The following is a 10,724-nucleotide window of genomic DNA, read 5'->3' as shown; positions in this document are numbered from 1 at the left end:
AGAAGATGGCCGACTTGGCGCGCATGGAACCGTGCTGTCTGAACTCGTGTGCGCCTGCCATGCACGAAAGGGGAATGTTTCCTGCCCGTTGATCGCGTCACTACAGGGCGAAGCAGGCCTGGCAAGGTCAGCTATGCCTTAGCGTGCTTTATTTTCCGTTTTCTGAGGTGCCCCTTCCAGCCAGCTATGAGAGCGAGGGGCAAAATGTCCTGAGCAGTATTCGCGCAGGCTGGAAGCCGATCACCCACGTCGATCGGACGAGGAGCTTGAAGCACTAGCAGCAGCCTTCGCCGCCGAGGTCGATGCCGTAGTTTCTAAGACCTACGCCATGCGGCTGCAGCTGCCCGAGGCTGATGCGAAAACATTCTCGCTCGCCGGTAGGGTAGTCCTCCAACCAGAGGAATGACCATGCCCGCCGACTTATCCCGCCCTGCGAGATGGCCGAGCTGCTGAAGGTTCGCGCGGCCTCGCTCGAACTTGCCGCCTGGCTGCAGGCGCACCCGCACCCTCTCTAGTACACGCTTCAACGAGAAACTGGAGAGGGGAAAATCTCTCTCGAATACGGCGTTGGCCATCTAGGGCAAGTACGGCTGGATTGAGCCTGCTGTTGCACCTGTTCAGCCTGGCCTGTTGAATCTTGAGTGGTAGAGACCTCGTTCTTGGGATTTCCCCCAGCGCCCGTACAGTGAACCCAACTCCATTCAACGGGTACACGACCATGCAAATTCCTACTGCTCAACCACTCCCAAGGGTCTTTGGCTCTCGCTCACCTCCGAAGGTGATGGCGACCTTCCGTCCCTCATGTTGTTAAACGGTGCGTCTCTCCCAGTACTCCTCAAGCGCGCTGAAGGGTTGGTGGCGGATCTGCAAAGCGCAGGCTTCAGCGAGGCCCGTATCCCCCTCGTCGCAGGCTGGACGCTGCTCAACGAAAGCGCCGAGGCCAAGCCGGAGTATGCAAGGCATTTAGCCGTCACTGCATGGAGCTGGCCAGCTCCGGGCCAAATCACCTCTGGTTCACCATCAGCACCGGCAGCGAGTTTCGCACCAAAGCCTTCACCCTGGATGAGTTCTGTGGAATGTGTGCTGCCTGGAGTGCGGATCAAGCTGACATCGTGGAGGCGGACGCTTGGCATGCGGACCGCATCGAGGCGATGCGCGACGCTGAGCGCGATCAGGGGGTGGGGCATGAGGACGCCGCTACCCTGCTGCATGGTGACAGGGCTGTGCAATCCAGGAGAAAATATCCGCTCAGCTGGTGGCGGATGAGCACGGGTACAACGATTACGACATCGCCGGTCATACGTGCGTGCATCGGCCTGTGTACCCCACGACATGCAGAAAGGTGATTACTTCAACGTCTACCACGGCGAGTCCAGTAAGTCGGGCTGTCGCTGGGACGGCGATCTGATCAGCTCCCTTCGCAAATTTGCGGCCTAAGCGCACCCAGTCCCGCTTCAGCTGAGCGGGATCGGCACAGCCAGAGTGCCGTGATTTGCCGGCCCTGGCCCCGCCTTCCATTTCCCTGCCCTTTCTGCTCAGTCTGAGCGGAAATATCTTTCTCGATTAGCCGCGGTTGATCTGGCCTGTCGGTATCCGGCTTGGGATTCTCGGCCCCTCTCGTAGCCTGTAATGACTGGCACCAAGGAGGTGCCGGACTACCAGGAGCCCGCCATGAAACTCTTTGACGCCAGCCAGCTCGCCACCTCTGCACGGGAGCCAGTCGCCCTCGAAGAGATGAGCTTCGAGCAAAAGGTCGCTGCTGCCGTCTTCGCCGTTAAGCAAGAACTCATGGCCGGCAAGCACCTGGTTGTCGCATGGAGCGGGGGCAAGGACAGTTCCTGCACCCTGAACATCGCACTCACTGCCGTCCGTGAGCTGGCCTGCGAAGGCTTCAAGTGCCCTCGCCTGCACATCATGCACAGTGACACCAAGGTCGAGTCGCCCGTGGTGCATGCCTACAACCAGCACCAGATGAGCGAATCCGCGCATACGGGGCTCGCACGGGCATTGATCTCAAGGTCTGGGTAGCCTCTCCCTCCCTGAGTAACGATTACCTGGTGGGCATGGTCGGCGGCCGACTGATTGCGTCCGTGGGGGCCAACACCAAATGCCAGCAGCTGATGAAGGCCACCCCGCTTGAGCGAGTGAAGAAGGCAATTGCCCGCGAGATTTCAACCGACCTGGGCCGCAAGCTGGCAGGCGATGAACTCGTGTCCCTGATCGGAACCCGTTTCGATGAGTCCGCCCAGCGGGCCAGGATGATGAACTCCGTGGAGAGAGCGCCAGTGCGGCAGTGAACCTGGCCGCTGATACCGGGGTCATGATTGGGTGTTGAGCCCGATAGCTCAGATGACCACGATGGATGTTTCACCTACATCGGCATGGTCCGCTCGGAAAGATCGAGTGCTACGACCCCTTCAATCAGCTGGTTGAGGTGTACCGCGACATGAATGGCGGGGACTGCATGGTCAACGTCTACCTCGCTGGCCGCGAGAGTGAGCGCCCGCCTGCGGAAGCCGTACCGGCTGCTGGACTTGCACTCGTGTGAGCCGCGACTCTTCTGCCGAGAACATGATCGCCAAGGAGGGTGGCGAGTACAGCTGGCTCAAGCCGCTCAACGATCTGCGCAACTACATCCGCGCCCGGCACTTCGACCCGTCCCGCTGCTGGCTATCGCGCACCGTGAATGAGCAAACCGGGGAGATAAAAATTGCTCCAAACAGCTACAGCCCTGAATTCACCAGGGAGCTACTGGGCATCCTGCTCACCATTCAGCTCGATGAGGTCGACGAGGCCGCCCGACTGGGCATCGAGCCGCGCTTTCAGGTGCTGAGCCTGCAGCAGCTGATCGCCATCGACTGCCTCTGGCAGCGTTACGGCTACCAGAAGCCTTTCACCGCCATGCGGATATTCCTTGAGGTGTTTGAGCAGGGCATTCGTTACGAGATACCGGACATCGCGGCACTGCCGGTCTTCACCGAGGCAGATATTCGCTTCCCTGAAACCTTCCTACCGTTCGCTGATGAGTTCTATCAGGATATGTTCAATGGCCTGCGCAGCATCGAGGCGGCAGCGGCCAGCGCGGAATCCTGACTCTGACCAAAAACGGTCAGTACGTTACCGACTGCAATACAGGCGGCGAGTTTGACATCGACGAGGAGGCAGCGGATCTGTTCGTTGGGATCGACCTGGAATATGCGCTCAAGCGCGTCACGCTCGATCAGAGCCCCACTGCCGGCATCCACTACTTGATGCAGCTGGGCACCCTGCAGATTTTCAAGGGCTCGCACATGGAATGGGACCGCATGCTGCGGATGAGCAACCAGATTTACCGTCACGGCCTCCAGCCTTTCCTGCATGACCCTTCTGCCCTGGTGGCAATGCTCGGCGGCTCCAGGCGGGGGCAGATGGATCTGTTCTGGTCCATGAACTGGTTGCTGTGCTTGGGATTTTCAGCGTCCGGGCGAGCATAGGTTCACCAACAAGGAGAACGCTATGCACGCCCTACCCCTCGACCACGCCACGCTGGTTTCCATCGCTGAAGAGGCATCGCTGAAAGTCGGCAAGAACGCCGCTGTCGCCTCCGAGCTGGTTTTCCCGCTCGTCTACCTCACCCTCAAGAAGCCCTTGGCCAACCCGAGCCGGTTGAGTCAGCGCCGAGCCCATTGGAGGCCCTGCATGCCGCGCGTGTTGCGCTCGACAATTGCGTGATGGTGATGAGCCGCGACCTTGCTGGGCTTCAGTTGATCCAACCAGAGTTGAAGTGCTCGCGCGACGCGCTGGTTCAAGTTGAAGCCGCCATCGAGCAGCTGCAGTAATCGCCCAACACCACGGAGTTCCGGCCATGCGCCCAGGCAACAAGACAATTTCCAACTCGCTGCGTCCGCAGATAGAGAACATCAAATCCAATATCCGCGCCGCCGTGCGCCCTTTCGACGGCACCGGGCGACCCTTCAAGTTGGTCCTCGCCGAGCTGCGCGGCGAAGGCATGACGATCCACTATGTTGCCGAAAAGGCGCATTACGTCCGCGTCGATCCCGGCGCGGCCTGAGGCAGGAAATCCAATGTCAGCCAGCCACCCACATCTTGAGCCCTGCCCGTTCTGCGGTCAGCCGCTCACCGTCAGCCAGCGTAAGTTCAACCCACATGCCGCTGCCAAACGAAGAATTGCAAGGGGGCTCAGTTGCCGCTGCTGAACCTTGATATCCCAGAAGATATTGATCGCTGGAATACCCGCAACGGGGTGCTTGTGGTCAAGCCTGAGGCATCGCCGGAGTAGACCCAAGGTTTGGCACACTCTCTCCCATGCTCTAGGCTTAGCCTGGCCTGCCACTCCAGCGCAGGTTTAGGAAAACCAATGTGAGTACATGACATGAAAAACCAAGCTGACTTCGACGCCGGTTGGACCGGCAAAACCTTCAACCCCAAGACAGGCAAGTGGTGTTCGGGTGGGGCTGCCCGCAACAGGAACGTGGCTCTTCAGGGCGGCGCTCAAGCAGTAAAGGCTGCTGGCTTCGCTGAAGGCATTCAGTTTGTGGCCCTTTGCTCGAACAGACCCGTGCTCAATTGGAAGCCACAACCAAAATTCTGGGAGTCATCATCCAGAAGAACCCAAACTTGCTGCGCGGTCTCGATATCGACGTTTAATGGCTCCGACTGGAGCGGCCTATACACTGGCCTTCGACTAGGACTTTACAGTCCCTGATTTCTACTTCGACCCGAGACTAAAGTTCCTCTCAGGTCTACCAAGACTGGGATCACTCCCATACCAAGAGCGCGGGGCTGGCCATTCTCCTGGCCCCGCGCAACCCTCAGCCCTACATCGGCAGTTTGCCCAGGTAGTGCAACACCGCAAGAACCATCCCCACCAGCACGCACAGGGCATAGATCGCCTCTCGCACAGCCTTGCGCTTTTTGCCCATCGCTCTCGCGGTCAAGGCCCCAATGAAGCCAGCGGCGACTATCCAGGCAATAAACCATAGGGCTGATCCCTGCAGAGACGCCATCGCCGCACAAGCGTGCTCACCCTGCCCGCAATTGAGTGGGATTTATCTGCCTCGATCATGCGCGAGTGACCGCTTCGGCCCGGACAACCAGCGTAGGGGTCTGGAGGCGAACATCGCCGTGTTCGTCTTGCACGCGAAGAAACTTCTTCCACTCGGCCAGTACCTGCGGCGGTGGAACCTCAACCGATTCGCCATCATCCATGCGGGAGTTTCCGCTGTGACTGGCGATAGCACCTTGAGCACCTTGACCCGTTCCTCGCCGGGCTCACAGTCCAGGTAGGGAACGATCGTCATGCGGTAGGTAGTGCCGGGGGTGAATTCGCTGATATCCATCAAGGACTCTCCGTGGGAAAAAATCCTCCACGTTGTACCAGTGGCCATCAGCCGTGAGCGGCCAATTCAGAATGGATTTGCGCCAGATTAGAGCCAGCCTGCAGGCCCGCCCGAGAGAATATGCCATCAAGAATTACCTGATGGAGTTGGGCACCGTCGCGACCTACAAAGTCAGCCATGCCTACTGGGATCGGATGATCCGGATGTTTAATCAGATTTTCAGAAGCGAGCTTCAGCCTGTCCTGCATATCCGCGCTGCCCGCTCGGCTTCGCATTGGTCGGCTTGGGATATTCGAGCCGAGTGGCATGATTCGGATCGGACTCAACCCAGAGGAAACATCTCATGCCGCGCCATGCTCTGCACTCGCTCTGTTCGTAATTCTCACTAGCGGTTGTACAAGCGCACCGATACAAAATCAGGGGTGTCTGTCGACGTTAGGTCGGCCGCGAGGATCGTGCCGGGTTGCATCCAGATCGCTGATGGATTGCACTGCCAGGAGCTGGTTCCCGCTCCGAAACCCATACTGTGGATCGCCAGCGAGTACCCGGAATTATGCTGTAAGAGATGGCGCTACCGGGGCGCAGAACAGCGACCTACTCCGGTCCATTGGAGCCATTCACTACACTGAACTCAGCAACCCACGATGTGTTCCAGCCGCAGCCGAGACATGAGCTTCAGTGCTCAGCTCGGCTGCTCAGTTTTCAGTGACTCTCAACTGCAGCAATGACATGGCCATCGCGAAGGCCAGATCGAGCTTGAGGGCGTCGCGAGCCTGCTGGGCACTGCTGATTATCTCGCCATCTACACCTCGCACCAGGGCAAAGCCTCGCGATAGCAACGTCAGTGGATTGGTTTTGTCGTACACCAGGCATGCCGTATCTAGTCGAACACGACCCGCTCCACCACCAATGAGGCCCGAGAAGCCACCTGCGAGCTCACCAGAGCAATTTTCGCTCGCTGCGCTGAACATAGTCCGCCAGCAAGACGGGAAAACGCCTCGGGGGCTCTTAGAAGCGTTTTCGTGTCTTCGGACGTGCGCAGGGTTGCCAAACGGGCGAAATCGCTCCAGGCGCGCTCCTGGGCCGCCTTTTGACCATGCACAAACCGTTGGCTCAACCCTCCAAAGCGAGATCCCTGACGCTCAAGCAGTGGCAACTGATCTGCTGCCAGGCGCGAGATGCGACTGGCCACCTGTTCCATCCGCGCACGAAGACCGGCCGCCTCAGCTTGCAGGCTCGACTTGAGGTAGCCAATCACCTTCGAGGGAGTGTCGAACTTGCGGTGCGCCACCAAGTCGAGCACGCACTCATCAACCTGATGGCCAATGCCCGTGAACACCGGCACCGGAAACCGGCAGATCCACGCCGCAAGCTGCATATCATTCAGCCACGCCAAATCAGCTTTCGCCCCGCCGCCCCGGATCACGCACACCAGGTCAAACCGCTCCTCCTGGTTGCGCTCATGCACCTGCAGCAAAGCACCCCGAATACTCTCCGAGCACCCAGCTCCCTGGAACGTGGCAGAGAAATACTCGAACTGGCACACCCCAGCTTCCGACAGGATGTCCGCGTCGCGCTTGAAGTCAGCCAGGCCTGCCGCCTCGTGTGGCGAGACCACCGCCACCTTCCAGAACCCGCTCGGCGAAGCCAGTGAGCGCTGCATGTCGTACCAGCCCTTGGCAGTCAGGGTGGAAATTATCTGCTGGAGTTTGGCTTGCATCTCCCCAAGGGTGTAGCTCGGGTCAATCTGCGTCACCTGCAGCTGAAAGCCGTACTGCACCGAGAAGTCCGCGCGTACCTTCACAAGCACCCGCATACCCGCCTCAGGGATTCCGCCCGTGCTTGCTCGCCATTGCTCAAGCACTCTGCGCGCCACGTTGGCGAACATCACCCCCTTGGCCTTGGCGACCTCGCGTCCATCTGCCGACTCAAGCAGATCCAGGAACACAGCTCCCTTGCCGGTAACCGTAAACGACGACAGCTCTGCAACAAGCCATTCCGGCTCAGGCAGCGCTTGCTTGATTGCGCGCTCAACACCGGCAAGTACCCGCTTAGGGTCTGGTGGTCAACACCCGCTTCAACGCTGCTCATCAGCCCTGCACCTGGTCGCCCTGTAGGGTCTGCGCAAGCACCGATTCAATCCGGGTGATCCGCTCCAGGCAGAACTGACGGGCGCTCGCAAATTCGCGAGCCAGTGACTCAAGCTCGTCGATCCCCACCTGGTTCTGCTCCAGACGCTTCACCGTGTCATCGATAAACGCCATGTTCTCTTCGTAAGTCGCGCGCTGCGTCATGTCTTCAGTCTCCGGTACCCAGTGCAGGAATGTAGCTCGCATTCTCTCAGATTGAGGGGCAGACCCAAGCAGGCCCACTGGTGACCGAGGCCGTCAAAGGTCATTCATGAGCTGATCGTTTTTTGACCATGCGCGCCCCCTCCTGTCGCCAGACCTCCACAGCAATTTGCCCACCGACTTGTCCACAGTTTCCGTGGATAACGCAGGAAAAAAATCCCGCCGAAGCGGGACAAGGGTTGAGCCTTTCAATCACTGAAGATCAAGCAGCGCCTGCTCTTCTCGGCCCATCGGGCGATGCAGGAAAACTTTTCCGCCGTCATCTTGGCCTGCAAGACTGGCCTCGTATTCATCACTGCTAACTTTGCGACGCTTGAAGTCCGAAATACTCACGTCCGGGTAGTGCTTCTCGCAGAACGCAGTCACAGCTTTGTCTGTCTGTTCGTCCATACCCGCAAACTGTTGAACCCGCTTTCCAATTCCAGCGATCCAACCCTCCGAGTAAAGCGTACCCATTTTGCGCTTATAAGCCTTACCGTGATTCGGCAAGCTCTCAAGGTAATGTTTTTTCATCGAGAGCAATTGGCGCGATAAAACGTCATACGCATAAGCCGCAAGTTCGCCGCTACCAACACTGCCAATAAATATCAGCGCCTGGCCCTTTGTGCCGCTTCTAAAAAAACAAATGCAGCCCATCGACTCCGCAACAACTACACCCAGCATACGAACCCACTGTGCTGATTGTCGGGTTGCCTTACCAACTTGATGCACATATTCGTCCGCGCGAGACGAATCTACATCGGACATTTCGAGCTGATATTTTTCCATCAGCTTTCGTGCCTGCCTTAACGCAGATTCAGCTTCGTTCGGATTTGGGGACTCAGCAAGCGCCAAACACTTCTTGATCTTCTCCAGCGCCCGCTCACGACTAAAACTATTCGACTCCATACTCATACTCACACCCTGGCTAGATGGCTCAGTCGCACAATGCCTGATAGAAGCCAAATCCCAAGGCAAGCCAAACTTCGCTTCGCGACACGGAGGTCAAAACCCAACATCGAATTCATCTACCAGCTTCTGTTGCTCGTAGGTAATTCGATTCAGCAGGCAGTAGGCCACCGGGTATCCATCCTGTTGTCTCACTTCAACTCCGTTCGCTCCCCGGATGCTCAATCCCTCCAGCGCGAACCGCAGGCCGCCAGACAGGTACTTATCGCTGTGAATCTGGATCAGGCCATCGCTGATCGAGATGCCATCAAGGTCAGACCACAGGTAGCAGATCCCTGGCCCGGAAAGCCCTGCATCGCTCACCTCGAACAGCTCCACACGCTGGCCGCTGCCAACCCTGGCGTAGCCGCTCACAACACCCGCATCCACCACCGGGGGCCACAGCCGGCCTCCCTCGATTTCCTTGAACTCCAAATCAACACCAGTCACTTGATGGCCGAACCCTTGACCTTGCACATCCCCTTCAGTCGCACACCCGCGCGAACCGCGTACAGCGCAACCTTCGCCGCCAGTCGTATGAGGCAGGCCAGCAGCAGCAAATCCCAAGGGTGAAGACCAGCGACTCTATCGCGCCAGTCCAGACCCCAAGGTCGACGAATCTACCGAAGATCATTTCTGTCCACCTTCCCCAGTTGCTCCAGGATCGCCCTCCAGTCCTCCGCTGCCTCGCGAAGCACGCTCCGGATCATCCGGTACGTCATCCAGCTCAGCAGAAGTGCCAGCAGCAAAATTCCTATCTGCATCACCAGTAGCTCGATCAGTCCCATCTCAACTCCATGCCGAGATCCATCACCTCAGGCCAATCAATCCGCAAATTTGCAAGGGGTGTTTTCTCCCCCGACTGAACCTTCGCGCTGCCAGTTCTCCATGCCGAGTATTCTCCCTGAATCCCCCGCATACCCAAGTCGTCTTGGCCATGACCTCGGGACCGCCCACTCCCCTCAACTCAGCCACACATACGCTGCGCGACACAGTTTCGGAAAATGCCTTTCCCCATTACTAACTATGTGAATCGTCGATCAATTGACATAGGTTCAAAAAAACCGCTGAAAGCCCCGTGCTAGAGCCTTGCGCGTCTATATTTAAAAATATCCAGTGTTGATAGGGTGAAAATTCTGTCCTTCAGGATAGGCGCGCAGCCTAGTGCCACTAGGGCTTGATAGGCTCACACGACCTCTAATTTTGAAAACGTGACCAGGATAGGCTCACACAGTCACAAAATCGGGTTGCCGGATAGGCGCGCAGCCTAGTGCCACTAGGGCTTGATAGACTCACACGACCTCCAATTTTGGAAGCGTGACCAGGATAGGCTCACACAGTCACAAAATCGGTTGCAGGATAGGCGCGCAGCCTAGTGCCACTAGGGCTTGATAGGCTCACACGACCTCCAATTTTGGAAGCGTGACCAGGATAGGCTCACACAGTCACAAAATCGGGTTGCCGGATAGGCGCGCAGCTTAGTGCCACTAGGGCTGGATAGACTCACACGACCTCAATTTTGAGAAACGTGACCAGGATAGGCTCACACAGTCACAAAACCGGGTTCCTGGATAGGCGCACAGCCTAGTGCCACGGGCCTTCTAGGGGATTAACCGAGTCTTGATGTCTGCGCACTGATCAAGGACGGTATCGATCTTGGCGGCAAGGGCAAGAATGCGGCGACGCTCTTCAAGCAAGGCGCTTGAGTGCTCGCGGATTGCAGCCAGCCTAGCTTCATAGCCCAGAACCAGACGCCTTAGGTTTGGTGTCAGGAACCGGAACTGGTCGACCGGGTAGTGATAGACGCGGTTTCCCTTGCCAGCCTTGCGGGGTATTACGCGCGGAAATGGTTTGGCTGCTCCCTTGGATGAACCCTTGCTCACGAGCATTCGTGACCAGTTGATCGATGTCGAGTTTCCAGGGTTCTTCCTGATGGAAATGACGATAGGGACGTGTGTAAGGCTTCCATCAAGCTGAGCCTTGGCCTCTATAAAGAAGGCATCCCGCAGAATGCGCGCGGCGTCCATTAGGGCGTTGTACGCCTCGTCTAGGCCTTCAATGGTTGTCGTGGGGTCAAAACTGTTCTGCATTCGAGGCTCCTTTTCCT

At 57.9% G+C, this 10,724-nt stretch carries 16 protein-coding genes and 1 pseudogene; 8 read left to right on the top strand and 9 right to left on the bottom strand.

All coding sequences use genetic code 11. The annotated features are described in order from the left end of the window. The 6 genes and pseudogenes from ACEPAJ_RS00370 to ACEPAJ_RS00345 all read left to right on the top strand — a co-directional run. Window positions 1-142: pseudogene (locus tag ACEPAJ_RS00370) on the top strand (MerR family transcriptional regulator); the annotation flags it as partial. A gap of 835 nt (window positions 143-977) precedes the next feature. Continuing rightward, a complete protein-coding gene (locus ACEPAJ_RS00365) occupies window positions 978-1,346 on the top strand; it encodes a hypothetical protein (RefSeq protein WP_425912890.1) in 369 nt (122 codons plus the stop codon). A 325-nt stretch (window positions 1,347-1,671) separates the two neighbouring features. Continuing rightward, window positions 1,672-2,028 (top strand): hypothetical protein, encoded by a 357-nt coding sequence (locus ACEPAJ_RS00360; RefSeq protein ID WP_425912889.1) that lies wholly within the window; start codon window positions 1,672-1,674, stop codon window positions 2,026-2,028. A gap of 29 nt (window positions 2,029-2,057) precedes the next feature. Further along, the gene (locus ACEPAJ_RS00355; RefSeq protein ID WP_425912888.1) at window positions 2,058-2,297 is read left to right on the top strand and encodes a hypothetical protein; all 240 of its coding nucleotides are present in this window, start codon (window positions 2,058-2,060) and stop codon (window positions 2,295-2,297) included. Between the two features lie 65 nt (window positions 2,298-2,362). After that, on the top strand, window positions 2,363-2,548 hold the full coding sequence (locus ACEPAJ_RS00350) for a hypothetical protein (protein WP_425912886.1): 186 nt from the start codon (window positions 2,363-2,365) through the stop codon (window positions 2,546-2,548). Beyond that, window positions 2,545-3,093 (top strand): hypothetical protein, encoded by a 549-nt coding sequence (locus ACEPAJ_RS00345; protein ID WP_425912885.1) that lies wholly within the window; start codon window positions 2,545-2,547, stop codon window positions 3,091-3,093. Before ACEPAJ_RS00350 ends, ACEPAJ_RS00345 begins: the two co-directional genes overlap by 4 nt. Here ACEPAJ_RS00345 and ACEPAJ_RS00340 read toward each other — a convergent pair. After that, on the bottom strand, window positions 3,033-3,359 hold the full coding sequence (locus ACEPAJ_RS00340) for a hypothetical protein (protein WP_425912883.1): 327 nt from the start codon (window positions 3,357-3,359) through the stop codon (window positions 3,033-3,035). The two genes, ACEPAJ_RS00345 and ACEPAJ_RS00340, sit on opposite strands and share 61 nt — an antisense overlap. A 136-nt stretch (window positions 3,360-3,495) precedes the next feature. Between ACEPAJ_RS00340 and ACEPAJ_RS00335 the strand changes: the two genes are divergently transcribed. Both ACEPAJ_RS00335 and ACEPAJ_RS00330 read left to right on the top strand, forming a co-directional pair. Continuing rightward, on the top strand, window positions 3,496-3,711 hold the full coding sequence (locus ACEPAJ_RS00335) for a hypothetical protein (RefSeq protein ID WP_425912882.1): 216 nt from the start codon (window positions 3,496-3,498) through the stop codon (window positions 3,709-3,711). 133 nt (window positions 3,712-3,844) lie between these two features. After that, window positions 3,845-4,051 (top strand): hypothetical protein, encoded by a 207-nt coding sequence (locus ACEPAJ_RS00330; protein ID WP_425912881.1) that lies wholly within the window; start codon window positions 3,845-3,847, stop codon window positions 4,049-4,051. Window positions 4,052-5,061: 1,010 nt separating this feature from the next. Here the strand turns inward: ACEPAJ_RS00330 and ACEPAJ_RS00325 are convergent. The 8 genes from ACEPAJ_RS00325 to mobI form a co-directional block, all read right to left on the bottom strand. Continuing rightward, window positions 5,062-5,208 (bottom strand): hypothetical protein, encoded by a 147-nt coding sequence (locus tag ACEPAJ_RS00325; protein ID WP_425912879.1) that lies wholly within the window; start codon window positions 5,206-5,208, stop codon window positions 5,062-5,064. Between the two features lie 826 nt (window positions 5,209-6,034). After that, window positions 6,035-6,205: a hypothetical protein gene (locus ACEPAJ_RS00320; protein WP_425912877.1), complete on the bottom strand. Its 171-nt coding sequence runs from the start codon at window positions 6,203-6,205 to the stop codon at window positions 6,035-6,037. Window positions 6,206-6,219: 14 nt separating this feature from the next. After that, the gene (gene xseA, locus ACEPAJ_RS00315; RefSeq protein ID WP_425912893.1) at window positions 6,220-7,320 is read right to left on the bottom strand and encodes an exodeoxyribonuclease VII large subunit; all 1,101 of its coding nucleotides are present in this window, start codon (window positions 7,318-7,320) and stop codon (window positions 6,220-6,222) included. A 109-nt stretch (window positions 7,321-7,429) separates the two neighbouring features. Next, entirely contained in the window at window positions 7,430-7,633 is a 204-nt protein-coding gene (locus tag ACEPAJ_RS00310) for a hypothetical protein (RefSeq protein WP_069900546.1), read from the bottom strand. Between the two features lie 249 nt (window positions 7,634-7,882). After that, window positions 7,883-8,584 carry a DUF2786 domain-containing protein gene (locus tag ACEPAJ_RS00305; RefSeq protein WP_069900547.1) on the bottom strand — a complete coding sequence of 234 codons (702 nt, stop codon included), beginning with the start codon at window positions 8,582-8,584 and terminating at the stop codon, window positions 7,883-7,885. A gap of 90 nt (window positions 8,585-8,674) precedes the next feature. Further along, a complete protein-coding gene (locus ACEPAJ_RS00300; protein ID WP_069900683.1) occupies window positions 8,675-9,052 on the bottom strand; it encodes a hypothetical protein in 378 nt (125 codons plus the stop codon). A 185-nt stretch (window positions 9,053-9,237) separates the two neighbouring features. After that, complete coding sequence (locus ACEPAJ_RS00295) at window positions 9,238-9,405, bottom strand: hypothetical protein (RefSeq protein WP_170827764.1); 168 nt, start codon at window positions 9,403-9,405, stop codon at window positions 9,238-9,240. An 813-nt stretch (window positions 9,406-10,218) separates the two neighbouring features. After that, complete coding sequence (mobI, locus tag ACEPAJ_RS00290; RefSeq protein ID WP_069900550.1) at window positions 10,219-10,707, bottom strand: conjugative transfer protein MobI(A/C); 489 nt, start codon at window positions 10,705-10,707, stop codon at window positions 10,219-10,221. Between the last annotated feature and the right edge of the window lie 17 nt (window positions 10,708-10,724).

This window comes from Pseudomonas sp. GWSMS-1 (assembly GCF_049847425.1).
In the GTDB taxonomy this organism is placed as follows: domain Bacteria; phylum Pseudomonadota; class Gammaproteobacteria; order Pseudomonadales; family Pseudomonadaceae; genus Aquipseudomonas.
This window is presented reverse-complemented; position numbering and strand designations above follow the sequence as displayed.

Coding starts and splice junctions, on each gene's coding strand:
- ACEPAJ_RS00365 (WP_425912890.1), top strand. CDS start 978: ATGGAGCTGGCCAGCTCCGGGCCAAATCACCTCTGGTTCACCATCAGC.
- ACEPAJ_RS00360 (WP_425912889.1), top strand. CDS start 1,672: ATGAAACTCTTTGACGCCAGCCAGCTCGCCACCTCTGCACGGGAGCCA.
- ACEPAJ_RS00350 (WP_425912886.1), top strand. CDS start 2,363: ATGTTTCACCTACATCGGCATGGTCCGCTCGGAAAGATCGAGTGCTAC.
- ACEPAJ_RS00340 (WP_425912883.1), bottom strand. CDS start 3,359: ATGCAGGAAAGGCTGGAGGCCGTGACGGTAAATCTGGTTGCTCATCCG.
- ACEPAJ_RS00335 (WP_425912882.1), top strand. CDS start 3,496: ATGCACGCCCTACCCCTCGACCACGCCACGCTGGTTTCCATCGCTGAA.
- ACEPAJ_RS00330 (WP_425912881.1), top strand. CDS start 3,845: ATGCGCCCAGGCAACAAGACAATTTCCAACTCGCTGCGTCCGCAGATA.
- ACEPAJ_RS00325 (WP_425912879.1), bottom strand. CDS start 5,208: ATGGATGATGGCGAATCGGTTGAGGTTCCACCGCCGCAGGTACTGGCC.
- ACEPAJ_RS00310 (WP_069900546.1), bottom strand. CDS start 7,633: ATGACGCAGCGCGCGACTTACGAAGAGAACATGGCGTTTATCGATGAC.
- ACEPAJ_RS00305 (WP_069900547.1), bottom strand. CDS start 8,584: ATGAGTATGGAGTCGAATAGTTTTAGTCGTGAGCGGGCGCTGGAGAAG.
- ACEPAJ_RS00295 (WP_170827764.1), bottom strand. CDS start 9,405: ATGGGACTGATCGAGCTACTGGTGATGCAGATAGGAATTTTGCTGCTG.
- mobI (WP_069900550.1), bottom strand. CDS start 10,707: ATGCAGAACAGTTTTGACCCCACGACAACCATTGAAGGCCTAGACGAG.